Source organism: Collinsella sp. LCP21S3_C7, from assembly GCF_052118485.1.
In the GTDB taxonomy this organism is placed as follows: domain Bacteria; phylum Actinomycetota; class Coriobacteriia; order Coriobacteriales; family Coriobacteriaceae; genus Collinsella.
On sequence record NZ_JBQKHC010000003.1, the window covers coordinates 113,108 to 138,956 of the forward strand.

The following is a 25,849-nucleotide window of genomic DNA, read 5'->3' on the forward strand; positions in this document are numbered from 1 at the left end:
TGACATGAGGGACCATCCCTTATGTCACATTACAAGGGAGAGGATTCCTGTGGAAACCAAACAATGCCCCGACATGGAGTGCGACGTCGTCATTGCCGGTTGCGGCGTGGCGGGCCTATACGCGGCCCTCAATCTGCCGACGAGCACGCGCGTGATCATGCTCTCCAAGGGCGCTGTCGACGAGTGCGATTCGATGCTCGCGCAGGGCGGTATCTGCGTGCTTCCCGAAGGCTCTGACTACGACGCCTTCTTTGAGGACACCATGCACGCCGGCCACTACGATAACCGCCGTGAGAGCGTCGACATCATGATCCGCTCGAGCCGCTCGGTCATCAACGACCTGCTGGCCATGGGCGTGGACTTTGAGCGCAAGGCCGACGGCAGCCTCGACTTTACCCGCGAGGGTGCGCACAGTCGCCCGCGCATCGCCTTCCATGCCGACATTACGGGCAAGGAAATCACGACCAAGCTCCTCCAGGCCGTTCGCAAGCTGGATAACGTGCAGATTTTGGAGCACGTGGCCATGACCGACATTCTGACGGGCGAGCGTGATGGCGCCACGGCGTGCCTCGGCGTCGTCGCCGTTCCCGTGGACGAGGACAACTCGGTTCGCCCCGCCGACGAGCTGGCAAATGCCGCCGAGGGCGTGCATGCCGGCGAGCCGTTTAAGATCCATGCCCGCCATACGCTGTGGGCGACAGGCGGCATCGGCGGTGTATACGACCACTCGACCAACTACCCGCAGCTCACCGGCGATGCCTGCTACATTGCCCAGGAGCATGGCATTAAGATGGAGCACCTGGACTACGTGCAGATTCACCCCACGGGACTGTTCTCGCCGCAGCCGGGCCGCACCTTCCTGATCAGCGAGAGCTGCCGCGGCGAGGGCGCGATTTTGCTTAACGCCGCCGGCGAGCGTTTTACCGATGAGCTTCAGCCGCGCGACGTTGTCGCCGCCGCTATTCGCGAGCAGATGAAGCAGGATGGTACCGAGCACGAGTGGCTGAGCTTTGCCCCCGTTGAGCGCGACGTGGTGACCGGACACTTTGCCAACATTCGCGCACGCTGCCTGGAGGACGGCCGCGACATCTTGGACGAGCCCATTCCCGTCACGCCCACGCAGCACTACTTTATGGGCGGCGTGTGGGTCGACAAGGACGGCCGCACCTCGATGCCCGAGCTCTACGCCGCCGGCGAGACGGCCTGCAACGGCGTTCACGGCAAGAACCGCCTTGCATCAAACAGCCTGCTCGAGGCGCTGGTCTGGGGTCGTCGCGCCGCGTGGCACATGCGTACCGGCCAGTCGCTCGCCGTGGAGCAGGCGGGCGAGCCCGCGCTCGACGGCCGTCATCGCGCCCTGAGCGCCGACACCCTGGCAATCGATGATTTGGCCCGTGCCGCCGGCACGCAGGCCGTGGAGGAGTAGACCATGAACCCCATTACCATGAAGCTCGTCGTCGATGATCTGATTCTGCAGGCTCTGCGCGAGGACATTACGTTTGAGGACGTGAGCACGGCGAGCGTGTGCCCCACGGCGCGTCCCGCCACGGTGGAGCTCATCGCCAAGGCCGATGGCATCATCGCGGGCCTGGATGTGTTCGCTCGCACCTTTGAGCTGCTGGATTCGCAGAGCTCGGTGCTGTTTGACGTTGCCGATGGCGACGAGGTGCACGCCGGCGACCATGTGGGCCAGGTACGCGGCGATGCGCGCGTGCTGCTTTCGGGCGAGCGCGTGGCGCTCAACTACCTGCAGCGCATGAGCGGTATCGCTACCTATACGCACCAGATGGCTGCGGCGCTCGAGGGCACCAAGACCGTGCTCGTCGACACGCGCAAGACCACGCCGGGTATGCGCGTCTTCGAGAAGGCCGCGGTCGAGATCGGCGGCGGCAGCAACCACCGCTACAACCTGTCGACGGCCGTCATGCTCAAGGACAACCACATCGATGCCGCCGGCGGCGTGACGCGTGCGATAGAGATGGCGCGCGCCCATGCATCGTTTACCGCGACGGTCGAGATCGAGTGCGAGAACCTGGACATGGTGCGCGAGGCCGTGGAGGCCGGCGCCGATATCATCATGCTCGACAACATGACCCACGATGACATGGCTGCCGCGATTGAGCTTATTGCCGGTCGCGCCAAGACCGAGTGTTCGGGCAACGTGGATGCCAGCAATATCCGTGCGCTTGCCGACCTGGGCGTTGACTTTATTAGCTCGGGAGCGTTGACGCACTCTGCGCCGATTCTCGACCTCTCGCTTAAGCACCTGCGTCTGCTGGACGGTAAATAATGGACGCCCGCGAGCGTCGCCGTGCCATCATGGGCGTGCTCGAGCGAGCCAAAGACCCCGTCTCCGGCAGTACGCTTGCTCGCGAGGTGCGTGTGAGCCGCCAGGTTGTCGTGCAAGACATCGCCCTGCTGCGTGCCGATGGGCACGATATCGTGGCGACCAATCGCGGCTACGTGCTGCAGGAGGCCCCCAGCAGCCCCGCCGTGCCCGCGCGCCTGGTCAAGGTTCGCCATAGCATGGAGCAGGCAGGCGATGAGCTCACGAGTATCGTCGACGCCGGAGGCGCCGTGCTCAACGTGATCGTCAATCACCGCGTGTACGGTAAGATCACGGCCGACCTGGACATCCGCAATCGTCGCGATGTTGAGCGCTACCTGCACGATATCGAGAGCGGCAAAAGCTTTCCACTACTAACGGTGACGAGCGGCTATCACTTCCATCGCATCGCGGCAGAGGATGAGCAAACCCTCGACGAGATCGAGGCTATGCTCAAGGAGAAGGGCTATCTGGCGGACCTGATGCCCTACGAAGACGATCTATCGTAGCCGACGCTGCAAACGCCCCTAAGCGGCAATCTGACGTTCAATCGTCGGTCGCGTACAAAAGTACGCTTCCCTCCTCTTTCACGTCACCTTACTCGCTTAGGGGCGCTTTCGCTGATTTATGCTCAACCTGCGACGGTGCCAAATTAGCTATCCGCACAAAAAAGAGGCCTCTGCGGCGATGCGGAGGCCTCCTTTTTGTTTGTGCACGGTGTACTTTTGAGTGTGTGCAGGTGGAAGAGCTGTTACTCCTCGACGATCTCGGTGATCGCGCCGGCGGGGCAAGCGTCCTGGCAAGCGCCACAGGCGACGCAGGAGTCCTCGTCAGCAACGGTAGCGACGTCCTGGAGCTCCAGAACGCCAGCGGGGCAGGAGTCGACGCAAACGCCACAAGCGATGCACTCGTCGGCATCAATTACGGGATGAGCCATGGTAGTTTCCTCTCTGTTGACCGACGCTACAGGCGATGCGCGCCGGTTTGATTCGGGCAAAAACATACCACGTGAGCGATCGTTTGCAATACCCTCTGGCCGGTATCTTCATACCATTCGCCGAGTATGCCAAGGCTTACTAAGAAACGCACAGGTGAGGCTGGTGAGCTGTGCAGATGTTAGCTAAAGGTGACTCGAATTATTGAGCAATTGAGTGGGCTTTCGGAAAGCGCATCCCGTTATCTGGCCGAAAAACGGGTCGCAGTTTCCGGTTGGGCCCGCTAGCGGAAACTACGACCCGGTATCAGCTCTCAAAACGGGATATGGTTTCCGGTTGAGCCTTCAGACGGAAACTACGACCCGGAATCCACACTCAAACCGGGACGAGCTTTCCGTAAAGCAGCCCCAGGCACCCCCGGCCCAAACCTCAGCCATCTCTACATAGATCTCGATAGATTTGCCGAGAACTCAATCAGCGCATTTACCTGCGCATTCGAGAACCTAAACTCTAAGTGATAAGAAATCTTATATGAATTGACTTAGATTTTGTATATTCCGGTCCATAAGGGGATACACTACATCCTGAAAGACAAACCGAAAGACCGCTTGGCAGACCGCCGAGTCGGTGCAAACGCACAAGAGAGAGGGAATTTCTAATGGGCAAGATTCTTGGTATCGACCTTGGTACTACTAACTCCGCAATGGCCGTTCTCGAGGGCGGTTCTCCGACCATCATCGTGAACGCCGAGGGCGACCGCACCACCCCGTCTGTCGTGGGCTTCCGTGCCGACGGTGATCGCGTCGTGGGCAAGGCCGCTAAGAACCAGGCGGTCACCAACCCCAAGAACACCGTGTTCTCCATCAAGCGCTTCATGGGCCGCAAGTACTCCGAGTGCACCTCCGAGCTCAAGACCGTGCCGTATGAGGTCAAGGAGGGCCAGGGTGGCCGTGCCGTCGTCGACATCGAGGGCAAGGAATACACCGCCGAGCAGGTGAGCGCCATGACGCTCGCAAAGATGAAGGCCGACGCCGAGAAGTATCTGGGCGAGACCGTCACCGACGCCGTCATCACCGTCCCGGCCTACTTCAACGACGCCCAGCGTCAGGCCACCAAGGACGCCGGTAAGATCGCCGGCCTCAACGTTAAGCGTATCGTCAACGAGCCGACCGCTGCCGCTTTGGCCTATGGCCTGGACAAGCAGGGCTCCGACCAGCGCATCCTGGTCTTCGACCTGGGCGGCGGTACCTTCGACGTCTCCATCCTCGACCTCGCCGACGGCGTGTTTGAGGTTCTGTCCACCTCGGGCGACAACCACCTGGGCGGCGACGACTGGGATCAGCGCGTCATCGACTGGATGGCCGATAAGTTCCAGCAGGAGAACGGTGTCGACTTGCGTCAGGACCCCATGGCCCTGCAGCGTCTGAAGGAGGCCGCCGAGAACGCCAAGAAGGAGCTCTCCGCCGCCCAGCAGTCCACTATCAACCTGCCGTTCATCACCATGAACCAGTCCGGCCCGCTGCACCTCAACTACACGCTGACCCGCGCCGAGTTCGAGAAGATCACCCGCGACCTGCTCGAGCGCTGCAAGCAGCCTGTCACCAACGCCCTGCGCGACGCTAACCTTAAGCTCTCCGATCTGACCGAGGTCATCCTCGTCGGCGGCTCCACCCGTATGCCCGCCGTCCAGGAGCTCGTCAAGACCATGACCGGCAAGCAGCCCAACATGTCCGTGAACCCCGACGAGGTCGTTGCCGACGGCGCTGCCGTCCAGGGCGGCGTGCTCACCGGCGACGTCGAGGGCATCCTGCTGCTCGACGTTACCCCGCTGTCGCTGGGCGTCGAGACCATGGGCGGCATCATGACCAAGATGATCGACCGCAACACCACGATTCCGACCTCTAAGACCGAGGTCTACTCCACCGCTGCCGACAACCAGACCAGCGTCGAGATCAACGTGCTCCAGGGCGAGCGCGAACTTGCCCGCGACAACAAGTCGCTCGGTAAGTTCCAGCTGACCGGTATCCCGGCTGCCCGCCGCGGCGTGCCGCAGATCGAGGTCACCTTCGACATCGACGCCAACGGCATCGTCAAGGTCTCCGCTAAGGACAAGGGCACCGGCAAGGAGCAGCAGATCACCATCTCCGGCTCCACCGCTCTGTCCGACGAAGAAGTCGATCGTATGGTCAAGGACGCCGAGGCTCATGCCGAGGAGGACAAGAAGCAGAAGGAAGAGGTCGAGGTCCGCAACCAGACCGACAGCCTGTGCTACTCCACCGAGCAGACCCTCAACGAGCTGGGCGACAAGGTTTCCGCCGACGTGAAGTCCAAGGCTGAGGCCGCTATCGCCGATGCCAAGAAGGCGCTCGAGGGCTCTGACGTCGAGGCCATCAAGGCCGCTGGCGAGTCCCTGCAGTCCGTGGCCTACGAACTGGCTCAGGTTGTCTACGCCGACGCTCAGCAGCAGACCGACGGTTCCGCCGGCGCCCAGCCTGCCGACGATGACGTCGTCGACGCCGACTACGAGGTTGTGGACGACGAGGACAAGTAATCATGTCCGCCCGTAAAGCTCGCACGGAGGCGGCTGCCGTTGGAGCCGCCCCCGTTGACTCTGAGGAGAAGGACGTGAAGATTCCCGTAGAGGCCGTCGACGATACCGAGGCCAACGAGGCCGAGGCCGCCGAGGCTGTCGAGAACCAGGTAGAGGATTCCAACAAGGAGGCGACGATGACCGAGGACGAGATGGTGGAAGCCGCTATCCGCGCCGGTGAGGAAGCCGCCGACAACGACTTTAAGCTCAAGTTCGAGCAGGCCCAGAAGGAGCTTGCCGATGTGCGCAATGAGCTCGATGCCGCGGCAGAGGCTCAGAAGGCTGCCGAGGACAAGGCGAAGGACGCCACCGAGCGCACCGCCCGTCTGCAGGCCGACTGGGAGAACTTCCGTCGCCGCACCGCCAGCGAGCGTATCGCCGAGCGTGAGCGCGCGACCGAGAAGCTCGTCACTGCGCTGCTGCCGGTGGTCGACGATATCGAGCGCGCGATCGACCATGCCCGCAGCCAAGAGCTTGCCGACGACTTTAAGCAGTTCGTCGACGGCGTCGACGCGGTGCATGCCAAGCTACTCGATGTGTTTGCGCACGAGGGCGTTGAGCCCATCGACCCCAAGGGCGAGGCGTTCGATCCGCTCGAGCACCAGGCTGTGGGTCGCGTCGAGGACTCGTCGCAGTACGACGAGACCGTCAACGACGTGTACCAGAAGGGCTACCGCATGGCGGACCGCATCCTGCGTTCCGCGATGGTGACGGTGACCTACGGTGGCGAAAAGCGCCCCGCACCGGAGCCCGAAGCGGCGCCCGAGGATGCTGCGGCCGATACGGCCGAGAGCACCGAGGAGTAATTGAGAAGGGCCCCGGGGCAACACCCGGGGCCCTTTCTGGCCTAGTGCCATATGAAAGCATGAGCCGTCGTCTGCATGGACGGCGGACGTAACAGGAGAGGAGCTACGATGGCTGCAGGCAAAACCTTCTATGACATCCTGGGCGTATCCAAGAGCGCCTCCGACAAAGAGATCAAGAGCGCGTTTCGCAAGCTCGCGCAAAAATATCACCCCGACGCCGGCGGCGACGAGGCCAAGTTCAAGGAGATCAGCGAGGCCTACGAGACGCTTTCGGACGAGAAGAAGCGCAAAGAGTACGACCAGATGCTCATGTTTGGCGGCATGCCGGGCGCAGGCGGCGCGTATGGCGGCGGCTACGGTGCCGGCGCGGGTGCCAGCGGCTGGGGCGACATCTTCGACAGCATCTTTAGCGGCAACGGCGCCTGGGGCAGCGATTGGGGCTCGGGCTTTGCCGGGGCTGCGGGCGCTGCCGGTGCCGGCGCGGGTCGCAGCCGCGCTCGCAAGGGCGGCGACCTGTCGCTGACCGTCGATGTGACGGCCGAGGACGCGTTTCGCGGCGTGACGCACAAGGTCACCTATCGCATTCCCTCGACAGGCGAGCAGCAGACCATTACGGTCTCGGTGCCCGCGGGCGCGGTCGACGGCGGCAAGCTACGCTACAAGCGTCGCGGCGAGTATGGCGTCGCCGGTGGCGAGCGCGGCGACCTGGTCGTGACCACGCATGTGGAGGAGCACCCGCTGTTTAAGCGCAAAGGCGCCGACGTGACCATGGAGGTACCGGTCTCGGTCTACGAGGCGGCGCTCGGCTGCACGGTGGACGTGCCCACGCCCGGCGGTGCGACGGTCCGTTTGAAAGTGCCTGCGGGTACCCAGACGGGCAAGAAGTTCCGCTTTAAGGAGATGGGGGCGCCCGACGTTAAGCACCGTGGCCGTACGGGCGCGCTGCTCGTCGAGATCAAGGTACAGGTTCCCACGAACCTATCCGATGACGAGCGCGATGCCATGACCAAGCTGCGCGAGGCCGACACGCGCGACTACCGCGAGAAGGTCAACCGTTACAAGGCGACGTTCTAGGGCGGTCGCGGTGCACGCCCACGCCCGCGGGCTTATGATGGACGATAACGAGACGGAAAGGGGTCAGGTAGCATGGCCGAGGACAATAGGAACAAACCGCTGTACATGATCAGCGTGGCGGCCGAGCTGACCGGCATGCATCCGCAGACTCTGCGCGTCTACGAGTCCAAGGGTCTGGTGAACCCCCAGCGCTCGGGCGGCAACACGCGCCTGTATTCGCGTGCCGATATCGAGCGCCTGGAGCTCATCAACCAGCTGACCGACGAGGGCATCAATCTTGCCGGCGTGGTGCGCATCCTCGATATGAAGGAGCGTGCCGAGGAGCGCGAGCGCGAGAACGAAAAGCTCCGCGCCCGCATGCGCCAGCTCGAGGACGAGCTGCACGAGTACAAGATGCAGAAGAAGATCACCTCCCTGGCCCCGCGCGATGGCTCGGTTAATCCCGAACAGGTCATGCGCAAGCTACTGGGAGCCGGCGGGGATCTCTAGGTTCCGCCGTTCTAACGAACGGCGGACCGGTCGACGCTGCGCGCCGCCCAGGGCGACAATTTGTCATTCAAAAGGCAAGGCATGACCAGAAGGTCTATGCCTTGCCTTTTTCATGCCAACTTGTTCGCTCTGGACGTCGCTCGCTGTCCGTCCTCTACCTGCGGCGTTGCCATGGTCCGGATGCGGCACTTGGGGACGTTCCTCACTTTGGAAATGCGGCCCGCTCGCTGTCCATCCTCTACCTGCGGCGTTGCCTTGCTCCGAATGCGGCCCGCTCGCTGCCGTTGCCAGAGTAGTCATTGGGGACGTTCTTAAATGACTAGTCGAAAGGGACGCTCTTGCACCAAATCTGCTGACCCACATCGGGCTCGTCCTGTACTTTACCGAGATAAAGTGAACGTGCAGATTCGTAACCCATTCGCAACCGTTCTATGGCACGATATTGAACGAATGCATGCTATGCGCCCAAATTTTTTGGGCAGAGTGGGAGACAGTATGGTCAAGCTGTACGAGGACGGCATCTACCTGCGCGGCGGCAGCGAGGTTGTGCCTGCGGCCGAGGCTGCCGAGCGCGGTATTACGCAGACGCCCGAGGATGCCAAGCGCGGCACCATCGCGTATTCGATCCTCCAGGCACACAATACGTCCGGCGACCCCGAGGCGCTCAAGATTCGCTTCGATGCCATGGCGAGCCACGACATCACCTTTGTCGGCATCATCCAGACGGCGCGCGCCTCGGGCATGGAGCAGTTCCCGCTGCCCTACGTGCTCACCAACTGCCATAACTCGCTGTGCGCCGTGGGCGGCACCATCAACGAGGACGACCACGTCTTTGGCCTTTCCGCGGCCAAAAAGTACGGCGGCATCTTCGTTCCGCCGCACATCGCCGTCATCCACTCCTTTATGCGCGAGAACTTCGCCGGTTGCGGCAAGATGATCCTGGGCTCCGACTCGCACACCCGCTATGGCGCCCTGGGCACCATGGCCGTGGGCGAGGGCGGCGGCGAGCTGGCAAAGCAGTTGCTGCGCGACACCTACGACGTTGCCTATCCCGGCGTCGTCGCTATCTACCTCACGGGCGCCCCGCGTCCCGGCGTCGGCCCGCACGACGTGGCGCTCGCCATCATCCGTGCCGTCTTTGCCAAGGGCTATGTCAAGAACAAGGTCATGGAGTTTGTGGGCCCCGGCATCGCGAGCATGACGACCGATTACCGCAACGGCGTCGACGTCATGACCACCGAGACCACCTGCCTGTCGAGCATCTGGGCCACCGACGAGGACACGCACGCGTTTTTGGCCATGCACGGTCGCGGCGACGACTACCGCGAGCTCAAGCCCGCCGATGTCGCCTACTACGACGGTTGCGTCGAGGTCGATCTGTCGAGCATCAAGCCCATGATCGCGCTGCCATTCCATCCTTCCAACGGCTTTGAGATCGAGGAGCTCAACGAGAACCTCGAGGACATCCTGCATGAGGTGGAGCTCGAGGCCGCCAAGATCGGCGAGGGCAAGACGCACTTTAGCCTGCTCGACAAGATCGTCGACGGCAAGCTTCACGTGCAACAGGGCGTTATCGCCGGCTGCTCGGGCGGCAACTACGACTCCGTGGTCCAAGCTGCCCGCGTGCTCAAGGGCGCCAACACCGGCTGCGGCGAGTTCTCGCTGTCGGTCTATCCCACGAGCCAGCCCGTGGCGCTCGAACTTACGCGCCGTGGCTATATCTACGACCTTATGGAGGCCGGCGCGATCGTGCGCACGGCGTTCTGCGGTCCGTGCTTTGGCGCCGGCGACACGCCTGCCAACAACGGCCTTTCGATCCGCCACACCACGCGCAACTTCCCCAACCGCGAGGGTTCCAAGCCGGGCAATGGTCAGCTGAGCGCCGTGGCCCTAATGGACGCTCGCTCCATTGCGGCGACGGCCGCCAACGGCGGCGTCCTGACGCCGGCGACCGACCTGCCCGAGGAGACTTGGGACGAGGCCTGCGAGTACACCTTTGACGACGCGCCGTATAAAAAGCGCGTGTACTGGGGCTTTGGCAAGGCCGAGCCTGCCGACGAGCTGGTCGAAGGCCCCAACATCAAGCCGTGGCCCGCGATGGAGCCTCTCGGCGACGATATCCTGCTCAAGGTGTGCTCCAAGATCATGGACCCGGTCACCACGACCGACGAGCTCATTCCCTCGGGCGAGACGAGCTCCTTCCGCTCCAACCCGCTGGGCCTGGCAGAGTTTACGCTCAGCCGCCGCGATCCGGCCTACGTGGGTCGTTCCAAGGAGGTCGACGCCGTGGAGAAGCGCCGCGTTGCCGGCGAGGCGGCGGGCGATCTGGCGGCACTCGATGCCGAGCTTGCCGGCGTGTTTGAGGCGCTGGCCGGCGCCGGCGTCGTGGCCGATGCCAAGGCGACCGAGTACGGCTCCATGCTCTATGCCAAGAAGCCCGGTGACGGTTCTGCCCGCGAGCAGGCCGCGAGCTGCCAGCGCGTGATTGGCGGTCTGGCCAACATCGTCCACGAGTACGCCACCAAGCGCTATCGCTCCAATGTGATGAACTGGGGCATGGTGCCCTTCCAGATGGAGGCCGAGCCCAACTTTGAGGTGGGCGACTACGTCTTTGTGCCGGGTATCCGTGCCGCGCTCGATGGCGACCTGCAGAACATCGCCGCCTACGTGGTGCGCGTCGACGGTGCGGTCGAGCAGATTGAGCTCTACATTGCCGATATGACGGCTGAGGAGCGTGCCATCGTCAAGGCCGGCTGCCTGATCAACTACAACAAGTTCAAGGCCGCTGCCGAGTAACGCACTTAATTGTCCGCCCGGGGCTTATCCTTTCCCGCCCGCTCACGCGCTTCGCGAGGGTCGCGTTCGGGAAAGGATAAGCCCCGGGCTACATTTCTGCGTTCTCGTTGGGTCTTGAGGGACGCTAATAAATAGACTTGCTTGATGCCGCCTCTGTTAATGGGGCGGCTTCTTTTTGTCGAGAACCGCCACAAAGGGGGCAGGCACCTTTGTGGCGGTTCTCGGTTTGTCTCGACCTGTAACATCTTGGCCGCTAAAAGTGGGCCTGGTGTTACAGATTTAGATTTTCGATTCGGGTGTCTTCTGTTCGTCTCGATTTGTAACAGATAGAGTTCTATTTGACGAGTAGATGTTACAGATTGAGACAAACGGGTGCCGCTGGTCATTTCATCTTGATTTGTAACATCTGGAGCCATAAACAGCCGCTAGATGTTACAGATTGAGATAGTAAGGGGACGAGGCCGCAGCGGGTGAGCGTGCCTGCTCCCTATCTCTTAATCACTCAGAAAATCTTATATATAGAGACTTAGATTTGTGTATAAGATCGTACAAAGCTGGCAACAATACTTCTCGGACAACGTGAAGCCGCCCCGTAGGGCGGCCGCCCCAAGAGAGGTGATTCCATGAGAATCGATAAGCTAGCAATGACGTCGCGCGAGGCGTTGCAGACCGCCATGAGCACGGCTGCCGACGCACAGGCCGGCGCGGTGGAGCCGATTCACCTGCTGTCCGCCCTGCTCGGTGCCGGCGAGCGCAATATCTCCGTGATTATCGAGCGCATCGGCGCCGACCCAGCCCAGCTTGCACACTCCACGCAAGATGCCATCGACCGCGCACCCAAGGTTTCGGGCGAGGGTCAGCAGATGGGCCTGTCCAACGAGCTCGTCCGCGTCATCGAGAAGGCCGAGAAAAAGGCCACCAAGATGGGCGACAGCTTTGTAGTGACCGAGCATCTGCTGATGGCGCTTGCCGAGGACAAAGGTGAGGCGGGCCGCGTGCTGCGCGACGCCGGCGTTACCAAGGAGCGTATCGAGCAGGTCTACGAGGAGTTGCGTGGCGATGACCGCGTGACGTCCGCCGAGGACAAGACCCAGTTTGAGGCACTGGAGCAGTACGGCCGCAACATCTGCGACCTGGCCCGTGCCGGCAAGCTCGATCCGGTTATCGGCCGTACCGACGAGATCCGTCGTACTATCCAGGTCCTGTCCCGTCGCACCAAGAACAACCCTGTGCTCATCGGTGAGCCGGGTGTCGGCAAGACGGCCATCGTCGAGGGCATCGCCCAGCGTATCGTGGCCGGCGACGTGCCGAGCACGCTGCGCGACCGCGACCTCATCGAGCTCGACATGAGCGCGCTGGTCGCCGGTGCCAAGTACCGCGGCGAGTTCGAGGACCGCTTGAAAGCCGTGCTCAAGGAAGTACAGAAGTCCGAAGGCAAGGTCATCCTGTTCATCGATGAGCTCCACACCATTGTGGGCGCGGGTGCCACCGAGGGCTCCATGGACGCCGGCAACATCCTCAAACCGGCGCTCGCCCGCGGCGACCTGCACGCGATCGGTGCGACCACGCTCGACGAATACCGCAAGTACATCGAGAAGGACGCAGCGCTCGCCCGTCGTTTCCAGACCGTTATGGTGAGCGAGCCTACCGTCGAGGACACCATCTCGATTCTGCGTGGCCTCAAGGAGAAGTACGAGATCTTCCACGGCGTGCACATTACCGATAGCGCGCTCGTGGCCGCCGCCGACCTCTCCGATCGCTATATCGCCGACCGCTTCCTGCCCGACAAGGCCATCGACCTGGTCGATGAGGCCGCAAGCCGCCTGCGCATGGAGCTCGACAGCATGCCGGTCGAGATCGACGCCACCACGCGTCAGCTCACCCAGCTGCAGATCGAGGAACAGGCGCTCATGAAGGAGACCGACGACGCCTCCAAGGAGCGCCTGGAGACCCTGCGCCAGGAAATCGCCGAGGTCCAGGAAAAGCTCAACGTGCAAAAGGCCGGTTGGCTCAACCAAAAGAACGCCATCGACCATGTGCAGGAGCTCAAGGGCCAGCTCGATGAGGCCAAGAGCGAAGAGGAACGTGCGACGCGCAACGGAGACTTGGGCCGTGCGTCCGAGCTGCGTTACTCCGTGATTCCGGGTCTGCAGCAGCAGATTCAGGATTCCGAGGCCGCGCTCGAGGCACAAAAACAGCAGGACGGTGAAGGCCTCAACGAGCAGGTGACCTCCGACGAGATCGCCGAGGTCGTGAGCGCCTGGACCGGTGTGCCCGTCTCCAAGATGATGCAGGGTGAGCTCGACAAGCTGAAGGGCTTGGAAGGCGAGCTGCATAAGCGCGTCATCGGCCAGGATGAGGCCGTCTCCGCCGTCGCCGCGGCCGTGCGCCGTAGCCGTGCGGGCCTCTCCGATCCGGACAAGCCCATCGGCAGCTTCTTCTTCCTGGGCCCCACCGGTGTGGGCAAGACCGAACTCGCCAAGGCGCTGGCCGAGTGCCTGTTCGATGACGAGCGCGCGCTCGTGCGTATCGACATGTCCGAGTACATGGAGAAGTTCAGCGTTCAGCGTCTGATCGGTGCGCCCCCGGGATACGTGGGCTACGACGAGGGTGGACAGCTCACCGAGGCCGTGCGCCGTCGCCCGTACTCCGTGATCTTGCTCGACGAGATGGAGAAGGCCCATCCAGATGTCTTCAACGTGCTGTTGCAGGTGCTTGACGACGGCCGTCTGACCGACGGTCAGGGTCGTCAGGTGTCCTTCAAGAACACGATCATCATCATGACGTCCAACGTGGGCTCCAAGGCTATCGCCGATCTTTCGGGCAAGGACGAGGAGGAGATGCGCCATCAGGTTGACGCGGCCATGGCTCAGACTTTCCGTCCCGAGTTCCTCAACCGTATCGACGATATCGTGGTGTTCCATCCGCTCGGCATGGCGCAGATCGAAAAGATCGTCGATATTCAGCTCGCCGACGTCCGCGCACGTCTGGCCAAGGAGCGCATGACGCTTGCCATCACCCCGGCGGCCAAGCAGATGCTCGCCGTGGGCGGTCTGGACCCGGTCTTTGGTGCCCGTCCGCTCAAGCGTCTGGTGCAGCGCGAGGTCGTGGACGCCATCGCCGCCGCTATCATCGACGGTACGGTGCGCGAGGGCGATCAGGTGACGGTTGACGTCGACAAGGACGGTGCCTTTACCGTCGTGTGCGATAACACGCCGTCTGCCACCTACGAGGTGCCCGACGCCGAGTAGATTGTTGGGCCATGCCTTAAAATCTACCTTTTGAGCCAAACGCCAAGGGTGGCGGACCCAATTGGGTCCGCCACCCTTTTTCGTGCGACAATCGATGATGTTGAACATGAGTACATGGCAAGGAGCTACGCAGATGAAAGACGAGAACGAGACGAACGCACCGGCGCCTGAGTCAGCGCCCGCCGCATCCAAACCCGCACCCAAGCCGGCACCCAAGCCGCGCGACCCCTACATTCGTGCCGAGAACGAGGACGACGACGGCTACGATCCCTACAGCGATCGCCGCCCCGAGCGCGAGCCGATGTTCGAAGCCGACCCGTGGCGCTAACTCCTGCAGGGTAGCTAATTTGGGACGGGGCTTTTTTAGCTGCCCCGGGGCTGGTAATGTGCCGGTTTAGTCGATTAACGGTCGGGGCAGCTAAAAAAGCCCCGTCCCAAATTAGCTACCCTCGCTGCGGCCGGCTAGTCTTGGGCCTTGATGCTTGGCATCAGAATCTGGGCGAGGTAGTCGGTCTCGAGTTTGGTCGCGGCGTCTGCCTTGCCGTCTTTACCGACCAGTACGTTCTTGATCTGGCTATAGGTATAGCGGTTGCCGGTTGTAAGCTCGACAAGCTCAATGGCCGTGTCCATGGGGTAGGTCGACACGGGGTCTTGCGTGCGCCCGTTGATGGTCTGGGGCACCACATACGGATATACGGGGCCGCTGGCGTAGACCGTGTAGCCGTTGCCAAGGCTTGCCGCACCTAAAACCGTATCACCCTTATCGGGCGTAAAGCTCTCGCCGTCGCGCACTGCGACAAGCGTCGCGATCGGCGTATTGCTGTCGCTGGCAAGATAGATGCACAGTGTATTGCCGTTTTGCCAAGTCGCGACTTTGCCGTACCACTCAACGGGAATATCGAGCTGATACAGGTTCGTTGCCTTATGCCGAGCATCGGCGTCGCGGGCCGCCTGCGCCTCGCGGGAACTCATGGCATTGACGGCGGCGTCACGGCGCGCGGTTGCCGCCTGCTGGAGCACCTTTGCGACCGCGGCAGAGCTCGCGCCGCCCTCCTCGGCGTACTTGGCCGCGGCATCGATCTGGTCGTCGGTCACCGTGTCTGCCGAAGGTACCTTAAGCTTAAAGGATGCCTGAGCGCTCAGGTCCTGCCCGTCGCTCTTTACGCTAACCTGCGCCTTGGTGGTTGGCACGGTGTAAATGGTACCGTCAGCTGCGATGGGGGACCCAGCGATGGAGAGCGTATAGTCGCCAGGCAGCAGCTTAATACCGCGACCGTGCTCATCAACATAGAGCGTCTCGCTCACGGAGGAGCCGTCAGAGTCTTGCCCGCTCACCTGCACGGGAATCTTGGAGCCGGTGGAACAGTCGAGCCCTGCGGCATGTACGCCAATCTGCACCGACATCATGGTGTGGGCGTTGACGGCAGCGACGGCGGCCTGTTCTTGTTGGTATCCGTTCCAAGCGGCATAGCCCGCGCCGCCGGCAACGAGCGCGGCGGCAACGACGCCGGCAACCATCAAATTGCGTCGCTTGGGCGACATCTTGTGATGGCGAGCCTCGGCTTCGCGTGCCGAGGGAACGGACGGCAGGGGAATATCGCCCATGGCGATGGTCTCGTCGACGGCCGGCGCAGAACCCAGGCCAGGAAGCTCGCGGGTGAGCGAGTCATCGGCAGGCAAGCTGCCAAGCAGGGCGGTCTCTTCTCCCGAGGCGGATTCCGACTGGACGTCGTCCTTGCTATCGTCCTCTTCGGCTTCGGCCTCGTCAGAAGCGTCTTTGGCGTCGCTGCCTTCGTCCTCAGTGCCTTCGCGCACCTCGTCCTGCGCGTCGACGGCCAAATCGCTCAACGAGAGCTCGTCTAGCGCAATCCGGTCAAGGCTCTCCAAGGCCTCGGCACATGCTTCCGCATCCTGGGCCGCATCCTCGCGGCCACGTGTCTCATCGCTCATATATCCCCCAATGCAATATCGGCTCAACACTGTACCCAAAAATGGAGCCATATAAAGCGCATGCGAAATATAAGATCCGATTTAACCCGAGCGTATCGTTCAGCCGCATCCTCGCGGCGGCAAAAGGCCCCCGGAACGCGAACGAATCACGTTTCGGGGGCTCTGCAGTGCGTTGAGTTGCGCGGAGCCGGCTATACCGCTTCGTGCTCAAGCGATGTTTGCGTCAGGTGCGTTACTCGGCGTGCGCGTAATCAACCTTGGCGCGACGGGCAGTGGCCTTCTCCCAATCGCTGGTGCCCTCAAAGACATCCTGCTTGTAGGGGTTGCGGCCGAGCTTCTTGGCACGGTAGGCGACGTAGATGATCGCGGCGATGTTGGCGACCAGTGCGACGATCGAGACCGCGGTGGCGGCGCCGGGGTCGAGCGTGGAGTGCGTCACAAAGATGGACTCCTCCTGGAAGTAGGGGAACACCTGGGCAAACATGCACCAAATGGCCAGCGTAAAGGCGCGGTTCTGGATCCAGCCGCCCTTGTTCCAGATAAAGGCGGCGACAGTGGGCGCCAGCAGCAGCGCAAAGCCGCAGAACCAGGAGTGGGTGGGCAGGCAGTTGTAGGTGTAGCAGAAGTTCCAGATATCGTAGGCGATGATGTAGACCCAGGTCATGTCGGGCCACAGCATGTCGGTCTTGTCCTCGGAGGCGTAGACGCTCCACCAACCGGTCATGCAGAAGATGTTGATGATGCCCGCGATGCCGTTGAACACGTTGTTCCAGCCGGCCAGCTGCGTAGCACCTTCGGAGGTGACCCAGGTGGACTCGCCCAGGACAAAGAAGTGATAGGCGCTCTCAAAGTCGGACACGACGGCGATCAAGATGTTGATGGCGACGATCACAAACGGCCATGCGCGGAACCAATGCGCCTTGCCGATCTTGCCCCACTGGTACTTAATGGCAATGAAGCCCCAGCAGCCGGCCAGCGCCGCGTATACCTTGGCGTAATGGAACCAGCTGTTCTGGTATACATGGGTGGGGTTGGTGAGCGCCCACTCGGCACCCTGCGAAACGCCGACGGCGATGGCGATGCAGTAGATGGTCATGGCCAGCGGAGCCACGCCAAAGATGATGGCCGCGCCGAGCTTGGTACGGCGGCCGACCTCGTTGAGTACGATCAAGCCGATAAAGACCATCGCCCAGCCGGCCCAGTGGATAAGGGTATCGCTACCCCAAACATCGAACAGCATGCTGCTCTCCTTTCATACGCCCGCGGCCCCTCTTCCGTCGCGGGCAGTTTGGCCAAATGTCATCAGTTCCTGGGCTTGCGCTCGGAATACTTGGCGGTGTAGCCCTCGATGTGGAGTGTCGAGGCGATAATCTCCTTAACCGTCTCGTCGGGCACATCGGGGTGCGTGCGGATGTACATCAACAGCCCCATGATGAGGGTGTAAAACGTCTCGTAGACATGGTCGATGCGCAGGTCATGATGGGCGACAAAGTCCGCCACGGTGGTGTCGCAGATGTATTGCGCCACGCGCTGGACCACGTTGTGCAGAAAGCCGCCGTAGAGCGCGCCGCTGCTCGAGATGAGCGTGCTCGGCAGCTCGTGGCCGCTCACAACCAGGCGCTTAAAGAGCGGGGCGACGGTGTCGAGTGCGCCCTCGATATCACCGACGATGCGGCTGGCATTCCACTGCTCGAGCTCGGAGATAAAACCGTCGATTGCCTCGTCCATGACGGCGGTGACGGCGGCGTCCATGTCGACGAAGTAGTGGTAGAACAGCGAGCGCGTGCAGCCGGCTCGCTTGGTCACGGCCGAGACGGATAGATGGGACACGCCCAGCTCGGAGCTCACGGCGCGCACGGCGGCGAGAATCTCGCGACGGCGCTCGTCACCTGTCAGGCGCTTTGCCGCGCTGTCGGGCGTGGGGACGGCGTCGGCCACAGGGGTGTTCGCTGCGTTATCGCTCATGCGCTTGCCGCCTTTCATCCGTTTGGGCCCGACCGTTCGCCTAATAGTCTTGAATAGTGTTGACGGTTCGTCAATACTATTTTTGACATAATGTCAACAATGGCGGGTGAACGGCATGGGGGCATGCCCGGCCTGCAAAAAAGAGGGGCGCTGCGGCCTCGTCGGGCTGCGGCAAGAGAAGGGACAACCATGATTCTCAACGGACCGGGAATTAGCTACACCGAGCCCGACATCGGTTCGGAGTTCGTGCCGCCGCTGCCGGAGCATCCGCGCGAGGCCATTGTCAAGCTGTGCGAGCATTGCACCAACCGTCTGCTGCATCGCGACGAGCTGCTGGGCTACGAGTACTGGTCGTTTGCCGAGGCCGCAACCGACGAGCAGGCCGAAGTGCTCTGCAAGATGAAGATGCGCCGTCCCTATACGCTGCCCGAGATGGCCAAGCTCACCGGCATGCCCGAGGCCCAGATCGAGAAGATGCTCGACGACATGAGCTACACGGGTCTGCTCGAGTACAACTGGGAAAATCCCGAGCGCGCCAAGCAGTGGGTGCTGCCCATGCTGGTACCGGGTTCCGCCGAGTTCCTCAACATGCGCGTGAACCAGCTCGAGGAGCATCCGGTCTATGCCAAGTTCTTTGAGCAGGCGTCCAAGGGGCCGCTGTCCAAAGCCACGCCGATGGTGCCGCCCGGAGGCGCCGGCATCGGCATGCACGTCATTCCGGTCGAGAAGGCTATCGATGCTTCGAGCACCTCGGTGCCGATCGAGCATATCGAGCATTGGCTCGACAAATACGAGGGCAAATATGCCGCCAGCACCTGCAGCTGCCGCGCGAGCCGTCGTGTGATGGGCGAGGGCTGCGCCGACGACCCCGCCGACTGGTGCATTGCCGTGGGCGATATGGCCGACTATGTGGTTGAGACCGACCGCGGCCATTATGTGACGCGTGAGGAGGTCTATGACATCTTGCGCCAGGCCGAGGACAACGGCTTTGTGCACCAGATCACCAATATCGACGGCGAGAACAAGATCTTCGCCATCTGCAACTGCAACGTCAACGTGTGCTACGCCCTGCGCACCTCGCAGCTGTTCAACACGCCCAACCTGTCGCGCTCGGCCTATGTCGCCAAGGTCGAGAAGGACAAGTGCGTGGCCTGCGGTCGCTGCGTTGAGGTGTGCCCGGCCGGTGCCGTCAAGCTCGGCCAGAAGCTCTGCAGCAAAAAGGCCGGCGGACAGGTGCCCGAGTATCCGCGCCAGGAGCTGCCCGATGCCACCAAGTGGGACCACACCAAGTGGTCGCCCAACTACCGCAACGACAACCGCATCGAGACACACGATTCCGGCACCGCGCCCTGCAAGACGGCCTGCCCCGCGCACATTGCCGTTCAGGGCTATCTGAAGCTCGCGGCGCAGGGCCGCTATGACGAGGCGCTAGCGCTCATCAAGCGCGAGAACTCGCTGCCCGCTATCTGCGGCCGTGTGTGCAATCGCCGCTGCGAGGATGCCTGCACCCGCGGTCGCGTGGACGAGGCCGTGGCCATCGACGAGGTCAAGAAGTTTATCGCCCAGCGCGATCTGGATGCCGCGACCCGCTATGTCCCACCTGTGGTGACCCCGACGCGTGCCGGCGGCTTCGACCAGAAGATCGCCATCATCGGTGCCGGTCCGGCCGGCCTGTCCTGCGCTTTCTACCTGGCCGAGAAGGGCTACAAGCCCGTCGTGTTCGAGAAGAATGAGCGCCCGGGCGGCATGCTCACCTATGGCATTCCCAGCTTTAAGCTGCAGAAGGATGTTATCGAGGCCGAGGTCGAGGTCATTCGCCTGATGGGCGCCGAGTTCCGCTATGGCGTGGAGGTCGGTCGCGATGTGACGCTCGACGAGCTGCGCGAGCAGGGCTTTAAGGCCTTTTATGTTGCCATTGGCTGCCAGGGCGGCCGCCTCGCCGGTATTCCGGGCGAGGATGCCGAGGACGTGACCGTGGCCGTCGACTTTTTGCGCAAGGTCAACAGTGGCAAGATCGACGCGCTGTCCGGCCGCACCATCGTGGTGGGCGGCGGCAACGTGGCTATCGACGTCGCGCGCAACGCCTGCCGTCTGGGTTCCGAGCACGTTGAGATATTCTGCCTGGAGAGCGAGGCCCAGATGCCCGCCAGCGAGGAGGAGCGTCGCGAGGCCGTTGAGGACGGCGCCCACATCAGCTGCGGCTGGGGCCCCAAGGAGGTCCATCTGGACGAGGCCGGTCGTGTGTGCGGTATCACCTTCAAGCGCTGCACGCGTGTCTTTGACGACGAGGGCCGTTTTGCGCCCGAGTACGACGAGAACGACCTGCGTCGTGTCGACGCCGACCGCGTGGTCATGTCGATCGGTCAGTCCATCGTGTGGGGCGACCTGCTGGCTGGCTCCAAGGTGGAGCTTGGCCGCGGCCAGGGTGCCCTTGCCGATCCTCAGACCTACCAGACCGCCGAGCCCGACATCTTTGTGGGCGGCGACGTCTACACCGGTCCGAGCTTTGCCATCAACGCCATCGCTGCCGGTCACGAGGCCGCCGTGTCCATCCACCGCTTTGTGCAACCGGGCTCCACGCTCACCATCGGCCGCAACCAGCGCCGCTACATCGCGCTCGACCGCGACGATGTCGTGATCGAGAGCTACGACAACGCGACCCGCGAGGTGGCACATGTCGACCGCGAGCGCGAGAAGGCCGCGCCCTTTAGCGAGTACGTCGAGACCTTTACCGAGGAGCAGGTACGCGCCGAGACCGCTCGCTGCCTGGGTTGCGGTGCCTCGATCGTCGACCCCAACAAGTGCATCGGCTGCGGTCTGTGCACTACCAAGTGCGCGTTCGATGCCATCCACCTGGATCGCGACCGCCCCGAGTGCTCCACGATGGTCAAATACGAGCAAAAGCTCCCCAGCGTGGGCAAGTACGCGCTCAAGCGTGCCATCAAGATCAAATTCGGGAAGAAGTAATGAGGTTCCGCCGTTCTAACGAACGGCGGCACTGCCGACGCTGCGCGGCGCCCAGATACCCCATCCTGCCCCTCAACTGCGGCGCCGCGGGCAAAAGCCCAGCGGACGCCTTGTTTCGGGGCAACCTGGGGCACCTGGATCGCCGCTCGCTGATATATGGATTGACATCGTATCAACCGCTGCAGAAGGGTTTTCGCCTTGCATGAATTGGGAATCGTCTATCACATTATTCGCGATGTCGAGAACGTGGCGCGCGCCAATGGCGTGAGTCGCGTTTCGAGCGTCACGCTGCTGCTGGGCGAGGTCTCGGGCGTCGTTCCCGACTTGCTGCTCGACGCTTGGCGCTGGGCGGCAGATAAAAAGCCTATCACCGAGGGCGCGGGGCTTATCGTGGAGCCTGTCGAGGCCGTGACGCATTGCGAGGCGTGCGGCCGCGACTATGCGACGGTCGAGCACGGCAAGATCTGCCCCCATTGCGGTAGCGGCGAGACATACCTGCTGCAGGGCCAGGAGGTCATGATCAAGCAGATTGAGACCCCCGACGAGGACCCGGCAGACACTGTTCCCGATGACCCCTCCGACGCCGTCGACGCCGCCAACCCTCTCCACATCGCCTAGCCCCTAGTCGTTGGGGACGTTCTTGTTTGACTAGTCGTTTAAGAACGTCCCCAATGACTACTTACGTTAGTGCATAAGTCACGCTAATAGTCAAGTTATGTCTGTTTAAACAAAATAACTGCAGTACAAGCGCATTCGGGCTTGCCTAAAATCGATATTAATGAACAGTCTGCTTGTATCTGTAAAATGAATGGCTTGATGAGCGACGCCTTGGCGTGTAATCCGTCAAAAAGCAGTAACGTAATCAACTTGTAACAAACCTAGACGTTTAAACAAATTATCCAACCATTCGCATTTTTCTCTATAATTTTACAGGACGAACAGGTATACTCCTTTCATGTCGTGTAGGAAATACGTAGACAAAGAGGAGGTTATGTGATGGTAAGTATTGTTCTTGCTAGCCACGGGGACTTGGCAGCCGGAATCAAGCAGACGGGCTCGATGGTCTTTGGCGATCAGCCGTCTGTGGCCGTGGTCTCGCTCGAGCCGAGCATGGGCCCCGACGACTTCCGTGCCAAGGTCGAGGAAGCAATCGCTTCCTTCGAGGACCAGGAGCAGGTGCTCTTCCTCGTTGATCTGTGGGGCGGCACGCCGTTCAACCAGATCAGCGGTCTCATCGAGGGCCACGATTCCTGGGCTATCGTCACCGGTGTCAACCTGCCTATGCTCATCGAGGCATATTCGCAGCGCTTTGACGCAAAGAACACTGCACATGCGATCGCAAAACATCTCGTGACTGAGGCTAAGGCTGGCGTGCGCGTCAAGCCCGAGTCTCTGGAGCCCGAGGAGAAGAAGCCGGCCACGGCCGCCGCTGCTCCTGCAGGCGCCATCCCTCCGGGAACGGTCATCGGCGATGGGCACATCAAGATCGCCCACGTCCGTATCGACACCCGTCTGCTGCATGGTCAGGTGGCCACCACGTGGACCAAGCAGATCAACCCCAACCGCATCATCGTGGTTTCCGACGGCGTTGCTCACGACGAGCTCCGCAAGACCATGATCGAGCAGGCTGCCCCTCCGGGAGTCCATGCCAACGTCGTGCCCATCAAGAAGATGGCCGAGGTTGTCAAGGACACGCGCTTTGGTGACACCAAGGCCATGCTGCTCTTTGAGAACCCGCAGGATCTGCTCAAGGCTATCGAGGCCGGCGTCGACATCAAGGAAGTCAACATCGGTTCCATGGCTCACTCCAAGGGCAAGGTCGTCGTCACCAACGCCGTCGCTATGGGCGATGACGACGTTAAGACTCTCGAGGCCCTCAAGGCCAAGGGCGTCAAGTTCGAGGTCCGCAAGGTTCCTTCGGATTCCTCCGAGGATCTCGACGCCATGTTGAAGAAAGCTAAGGCCGAACTGGCCGCTCAAGCATAGTAAAGGAGGGTCCGATACATGTCTGCAATCACTATTCTGCTTGTTGCGATTGTCGCGTTGCTTGCCGGTATGGAAGGCATTCTGGATGAGTTCCAGTTCCATCAGCCGCTCGTGGCATGCACGCTTATCGGTCTCGTAACCGGTCACCTTCAGGAGGGCATCCTCCTGGGCGGTTCGCTCCAGATGATGGCCCTTGGCTGGGCTAACGTCGGCGCCGCCGTCGCACCTGACGCCGCTCTGGCCTCGGTCGCTTCTTCGATCATCATGGTGCTCGCCCTCAACGGTGGCGCTACCGATTCGGCCAAGGCCGTTACCGCCGCCATCGCCGTCGCCGTCCCGCTGTCGGTCGCTGGTCTGTTCCTGACCATGATCTGCCGTACCCTGGCTACCGCTATCGCTCACGCCATGGACGGTTGCGCCGAGAAGGGCGACTTCTCCGGCATCGAGCGCTGGCAGTACGCCGCCATCCTCATGCAGGGCCTTCGTATCGCCATCCCGGCAGTACTTCTGTGCATCATCCCGGCCGAGGCAGTTACCAACGCGCTTAACGCTATGCCCGACTGGCTGTCCGGCGGCATGGCTGTCGGCGGCGGCATGGTCGCTTCCGTCGGTTACGCCATGGTCATCAACATGATGGCCACCAAGGAGACCTGGCCGTTCTTCATCCTCGGCTTTGTCCTTGCTGCCATCCCTCAGCTCACGCTGATCGCTCTTGGCCTCATCGGCATCTCCCTTGCCCTCATCTACCTTGGCCTCAAGGATCTGGCCAAGCAGGGTGGCGGCATGGGCGGCGGCTCCGGTGACCCGCTCGGCGACATTCTGAACGATTACGAGTAGGAGGGGAGTGATACATATGGCAGAGAACAAGATTCAGCTCACCAAGGCTGACCGCAAGAAGGTTTGCTTCCGTCATCAGTTCCTTCAGGGCTCGTGGAACTACGAGCGTATGCAGAATGGCGGCTGGTGCTTCGCAATGATCCCTGCGATCAAGAAGCTCTACACCAGCAAGGACGACCAGATTTCCGCGCTTAAGCGCCACCTGGAGTTCTATAACACCCATCCCTATGTTTCCGCCCCCGTCATTGGCGTTACCCTCGCTCTCGAGGAGGAGCGCGCCAACGGTGCACCGATCGATGACGTCGCCATTCAGGGCGTCAAGGTCGGTATGATGGGCCCGCTCGCCGGCGTCGGCGACCCCGCCTTCTGGTTCACCCTTCGCCCGATCCTGGGCGCTCTGGGCGCTTCCCTGGCCCTGTCCGGCAGCATCGCCGGTCCGCTGCTGTTCTTCTTCGCGTGGAACATCATCCGTTACGCCTTCCTGTGGTACACACAGGAGTTTGGCTATAAGGTCGGCTCCTCCATCGCCAAGGACCTCTCCGGCGGTCTGATGGGCAAGGTTACCGAGGGCGCTTCCATCCTGGGTATGTTCATCATCGGCGCCCTGGTCGAGCGCTGGGTGTCCATCTCCTTCACCCCGGTCGTCTCCAAGGTCACGCAGTCTGCCGGCGCCTTCATTGACTGGGCTAACCTGCCTTCCGGTGCCGAGGGCATCAAGGAAGCGCTGACGATGTACAACTCCGTCGGTGCTACCGCTCTTGATCAGGTGAAGGTCACCACGCTTCAGGCTAACCTCGATCAGCTCATCCCCGGCCTTGCTGCCGTGTGCCTGACGCTGTTCGTCTGCAAGCTGCTCAAGAAGAAGGTCAGCCCGATTGTCATCATTCTGGCTCTCTTCGCCGTCGGTATCATCGGTCGCGTTTGCGGCTTCATGTAAGCGCGCTTCGGCTTACGACCGAGAGTTGCTAGGCAAGGGCTTTTGAGCCATTGAAACGGACCGCACCCGGTGGGTACACTGGATGCGGTCCGATTGTTTTATTTGGAGGGCGAGGCGCGCATGGCGCAATCTCAGAACAGCACGGTCGATCTGGCAACACCGGCAACCTGCCTGATGGGGCTTACCAGCCACGGTAACGTGATGGTGGGCAATAAGGCGTTCGAGTATTACAACGAGCGCAATCCCGAGGATTTTATTCAAATTCCGTGGGACGAGGTCGACTATATTGCCGCCGAGGTTTTGCGCGGCACTAAGAAGATCACGCGTTTTGCTATCTTTACCAAGGATAACGGCCATTTTACGTTTTCGACGCGCGACGACAAAGAGACGCTTCGTGCAGTTCGCAAGTACGTCGACGAGGATAAACTCGTGCGTTCGCCCGACTTTATCGATGTGACGGCCAAGGGCGCCAAGAGCATCCCCTCCGTTATCAAAAACCTCTTCCACAAAGGCAACTAGCTCCTCATAAGTTGCGGTGAAATAGTTCCTAAATACGGCTTTAGATGCTTCAGACAGGAACTATTCCACCGCAACTTCGAAGTCTAGTCATGCGACGTATGGCGATGCAGTAAATCTGCTACACTAGTACAACATGCCTCCGTAGCTCAGGGGATAGAGCACCGCTCTCCTAAAGCGGGTGTCGACGGTTCGAATCCGCCCGGGGGCACCAGAGGAACATCGAGCCCGGTACTGCTACGGTGCCGGGCTCTTCTGGTCTAAAGGCCGGATTCGGGCCGTCGACACCCGCGTCACCAATTTCCCCGCGGGGGAGTTTTCGAATCCGCCCGGGGGCACCAGAAAAACAGCAGGTCAGATGGTAAAAATTGTCTGACCTGTTTTTGGATAGATAGAGCGAAGTGGACGGTAGAGGGGTGCAAGA

General features: G+C 61.6%; 20 protein-coding genes and 1 tRNA gene. 17 read left to right on the forward strand and 4 right to left on the reverse strand.

What is annotated here, in order from left to right; genetic code table 11:
* The first annotated feature begins 49 nt into the window (after nt 1-49).
* The 3 genes from ACTQ1E_RS02630 to ACTQ1E_RS02640 are packed head-to-tail and all read left to right on the forward strand — an operon-like array spanning nt 50 to nt 2,835.
* Entirely contained in the window at nt 50-1,426 is a 1,377-nt protein-coding gene (locus tag ACTQ1E_RS02630; RefSeq protein ID WP_370450670.1) for an L-aspartate oxidase, read from the forward strand.
* Between the two features lie 3 nt (nt 1,427-1,429).
* The gene (gene nadC, locus ACTQ1E_RS02635; RefSeq protein WP_427719300.1) at nt 1,430-2,290 is read left to right on the forward strand and encodes a carboxylating nicotinate-nucleotide diphosphorylase; all 861 of its coding nucleotides are present in this window, start codon (nt 1,430-1,432) and stop codon (nt 2,288-2,290) included.
* Nucleotides 2,290-2,835 (forward strand): transcription repressor NadR, encoded by a 546-nt coding sequence (locus ACTQ1E_RS02640; protein ID WP_441564603.1) that lies wholly within the window; start codon nt 2,290-2,292, stop codon nt 2,833-2,835. Before nadC ends, ACTQ1E_RS02640 begins: the two co-directional genes overlap by 1 nt.
* Nucleotides 2,836-3,077: 242 nt before the next feature.
* On the opposite strand, the gene ACTQ1E_RS02645 is transcribed toward ACTQ1E_RS02640, so the two are convergent.
* Complete coding sequence (locus tag ACTQ1E_RS02645) at nt 3,078-3,329, reverse strand: indolepyruvate ferredoxin oxidoreductase subunit alpha (protein WP_158564522.1); 252 nt, start codon at nt 3,327-3,329, stop codon at nt 3,078-3,080.
* Between the two features lie 590 nt (nt 3,330-3,919).
* Here ACTQ1E_RS02645 and dnaK point away from each other — a divergent pair.
* From dnaK to ACTQ1E_RS02680, 7 genes are all read left to right on the forward strand, one after another.
* A complete protein-coding gene (gene dnaK / locus ACTQ1E_RS02650; protein WP_441564605.1) occupies nt 3,920-5,812 on the forward strand; it encodes a molecular chaperone DnaK in 1,893 nt (630 codons plus the stop codon).
* 2 nt (nt 5,813-5,814) lie between these two features.
* On the forward strand, nt 5,815-6,657 hold the full coding sequence (locus tag ACTQ1E_RS02655; RefSeq protein ID WP_427727348.1) for a nucleotide exchange factor GrpE: 843 nt from the start codon (nt 5,815-5,817) through the stop codon (nt 6,655-6,657).
* 108 nt (nt 6,658-6,765) lie between these two features.
* Nucleotides 6,766-7,731, forward strand: coding sequence for a DnaJ C-terminal domain-containing protein (locus ACTQ1E_RS02660; protein WP_154518131.1), 966 nt, complete (start codon nt 6,766-6,768; stop codon nt 7,729-7,731).
* Nucleotides 7,732-7,803: 72 nt separating this feature from the next.
* Complete coding sequence (locus tag ACTQ1E_RS02665) at nt 7,804-8,220, forward strand: heat shock protein transcriptional repressor HspR (RefSeq protein ID WP_427719306.1); 417 nt, start codon at nt 7,804-7,806, stop codon at nt 8,218-8,220.
* Nucleotides 8,221-8,715: 495 nt separating this feature from the next.
* Entirely contained in the window at nt 8,716-11,016 is a 2,301-nt protein-coding gene (locus tag ACTQ1E_RS02670; protein WP_441564607.1) for a hydratase, read from the forward strand.
* Nucleotides 11,017-11,639: 623 nt separating this feature from the next.
* A complete protein-coding gene (gene clpB / locus ACTQ1E_RS02675) occupies nt 11,640-14,267 on the forward strand; it encodes an ATP-dependent chaperone ClpB (RefSeq protein ID WP_154518122.1) in 2,628 nt (875 codons plus the stop codon).
* A gap of 133 nt (nt 14,268-14,400) precedes the next feature.
* Nucleotides 14,401-14,595 (forward strand): hypothetical protein, encoded by a 195-nt coding sequence (locus tag ACTQ1E_RS02680; RefSeq protein ID WP_441564609.1) that lies wholly within the window; start codon nt 14,401-14,403, stop codon nt 14,593-14,595.
* Between the two features lie 134 nt (nt 14,596-14,729).
* Here the strand turns inward: ACTQ1E_RS02680 and ACTQ1E_RS02685 are convergent, their stop codons facing one another.
* From ACTQ1E_RS02685 to ACTQ1E_RS02695, 3 genes are all read right to left on the reverse strand, one after another.
* A complete protein-coding gene (locus ACTQ1E_RS02685; protein ID WP_441564611.1) occupies nt 14,730-16,217 on the reverse strand; it encodes a hypothetical protein in 1,488 nt (495 codons plus the stop codon).
* Between the two features lie 232 nt (nt 16,218-16,449).
* A complete protein-coding gene (locus tag ACTQ1E_RS02690) occupies nt 16,450-17,457 on the reverse strand; it encodes a DUF5692 family protein (RefSeq protein ID WP_154518417.1) in 1,008 nt (335 codons plus the stop codon).
* Nucleotides 17,458-17,519: 62 nt separating this feature from the next.
* The gene (locus ACTQ1E_RS02695; protein ID WP_441067404.1) at nt 17,520-18,182 is read right to left on the reverse strand and encodes a TetR/AcrR family transcriptional regulator; all 663 of its coding nucleotides are present in this window, start codon (nt 18,180-18,182) and stop codon (nt 17,520-17,522) included.
* 189 nt (nt 18,183-18,371) lie between these two features.
* Here ACTQ1E_RS02695 and ACTQ1E_RS02700 point away from each other — a divergent pair, with 189 nt between their 5' ends.
* The 7 genes from ACTQ1E_RS02700 to ACTQ1E_RS02730 all read left to right on the forward strand — a co-directional run bounded on the left by ACTQ1E_RS02700 (nt 18,372) and on the right by ACTQ1E_RS02730 (nt 25,639).
* Nucleotides 18,372-21,149, forward strand: coding sequence for an FAD-dependent oxidoreductase (locus ACTQ1E_RS02700; RefSeq protein WP_441564612.1), 2,778 nt, complete (start codon nt 18,372-18,374; stop codon nt 21,147-21,149).
* A 198-nt stretch (nt 21,150-21,347) separates the two neighbouring features.
* Nucleotides 21,348-21,767, forward strand: coding sequence for a hydrogenase maturation nickel metallochaperone HypA/HybF (locus tag ACTQ1E_RS02705; protein WP_441564614.1), 420 nt, complete (start codon nt 21,348-21,350; stop codon nt 21,765-21,767).
* 378 nt (nt 21,768-22,145) lie between these two features.
* Nucleotides 22,146-23,135: a PTS sugar transporter subunit IIB gene (locus ACTQ1E_RS02710; RefSeq protein WP_154518426.1), complete on the forward strand. Its 990-nt coding sequence runs from the start codon at nt 22,146-22,148 to the stop codon at nt 23,133-23,135.
* An 18-nt stretch (nt 23,136-23,153) separates the two neighbouring features.
* Nucleotides 23,154-23,972, forward strand: coding sequence for a PTS mannose/fructose/sorbose transporter subunit IIC (locus ACTQ1E_RS02715; RefSeq protein ID WP_055285302.1), 819 nt, complete (start codon nt 23,154-23,156; stop codon nt 23,970-23,972).
* 16 nt (nt 23,973-23,988) lie between these two features.
* Nucleotides 23,989-24,909, forward strand: coding sequence for a PTS system mannose/fructose/sorbose family transporter subunit IID (locus tag ACTQ1E_RS02720; protein ID WP_154518429.1), 921 nt, complete (start codon nt 23,989-23,991; stop codon nt 24,907-24,909).
* A gap of 120 nt (nt 24,910-25,029) precedes the next feature.
* On the forward strand, nt 25,030-25,428 hold the full coding sequence (locus ACTQ1E_RS02725; protein WP_117646410.1) for a DUF956 family protein: 399 nt from the start codon (nt 25,030-25,032) through the stop codon (nt 25,426-25,428).
* Between the two features lie 135 nt (nt 25,429-25,563).
* Nucleotides 25,564-25,639, forward strand: a tRNA-Arg gene (locus tag ACTQ1E_RS02730).
* Nucleotides 25,640-25,849 lie beyond the last annotated feature (210 nt).

Excerpts from the sequence above, each read along its gene's own strand:
- nadC (WP_427719300.1), top strand. The coding sequence starts at position 1,430 with ATGAACCCCATTACCATGAAGCTCGTCGTCGATGATCTGATTCTGCAG.
- ACTQ1E_RS02640 (WP_441564603.1), top strand. The coding sequence starts at position 2,290 with ATGGACGCCCGCGAGCGTCGCCGTGCCATCATGGGCGTGCTCGAGCGA.
- ACTQ1E_RS02645 (WP_158564522.1), bottom strand. The coding sequence starts at position 3,329 with ATGTTTTTGCCCGAATCAAACCGGCGCGCATCGCCTGTAGCGTCGGTC.
- dnaK (WP_441564605.1), top strand. The coding sequence starts at position 3,920 with ATGGGCAAGATTCTTGGTATCGACCTTGGTACTACTAACTCCGCAATG.
- ACTQ1E_RS02655 (WP_427727348.1), top strand. The coding sequence starts at position 5,815 with ATGTCCGCCCGTAAAGCTCGCACGGAGGCGGCTGCCGTTGGAGCCGCC.
- ACTQ1E_RS02660 (WP_154518131.1), top strand. The coding sequence starts at position 6,766 with ATGGCTGCAGGCAAAACCTTCTATGACATCCTGGGCGTATCCAAGAGC.
- ACTQ1E_RS02665 (WP_427719306.1), top strand. The coding sequence starts at position 7,804 with ATGGCCGAGGACAATAGGAACAAACCGCTGTACATGATCAGCGTGGCG.
- ACTQ1E_RS02670 (WP_441564607.1), top strand. The coding sequence starts at position 8,716 with ATGGTCAAGCTGTACGAGGACGGCATCTACCTGCGCGGCGGCAGCGAG.
- clpB (WP_154518122.1), top strand. The coding sequence starts at position 11,640 with ATGAGAATCGATAAGCTAGCAATGACGTCGCGCGAGGCGTTGCAGACC.
- ACTQ1E_RS02680 (WP_441564609.1), top strand. The coding sequence starts at position 14,401 with ATGAAAGACGAGAACGAGACGAACGCACCGGCGCCTGAGTCAGCGCCC.
- ACTQ1E_RS02685 (WP_441564611.1), bottom strand. The coding sequence starts at position 16,217 with ATGAGCGATGAGACACGTGGCCGCGAGGATGCGGCCCAGGATGCGGAA.
- ACTQ1E_RS02690 (WP_154518417.1), bottom strand. The coding sequence starts at position 17,457 with ATGCTGTTCGATGTTTGGGGTAGCGATACCCTTATCCACTGGGCCGGC.
- ACTQ1E_RS02695 (WP_441067404.1), bottom strand. The coding sequence starts at position 18,182 with ATGAGCGATAACGCAGCGAACACCCCTGTGGCCGACGCCGTCCCCACG.
- ACTQ1E_RS02700 (WP_441564612.1), top strand. The coding sequence starts at position 18,372 with ATGATTCTCAACGGACCGGGAATTAGCTACACCGAGCCCGACATCGGT.
- ACTQ1E_RS02710 (WP_154518426.1), top strand. The coding sequence starts at position 22,146 with ATGGTAAGTATTGTTCTTGCTAGCCACGGGGACTTGGCAGCCGGAATC.
- ACTQ1E_RS02715 (WP_055285302.1), top strand. The coding sequence starts at position 23,154 with ATGTCTGCAATCACTATTCTGCTTGTTGCGATTGTCGCGTTGCTTGCC.
- ACTQ1E_RS02720 (WP_154518429.1), top strand. The coding sequence starts at position 23,989 with ATGGCAGAGAACAAGATTCAGCTCACCAAGGCTGACCGCAAGAAGGTT.
- ACTQ1E_RS02725 (WP_117646410.1), top strand. The coding sequence starts at position 25,030 with ATGGCGCAATCTCAGAACAGCACGGTCGATCTGGCAACACCGGCAACC.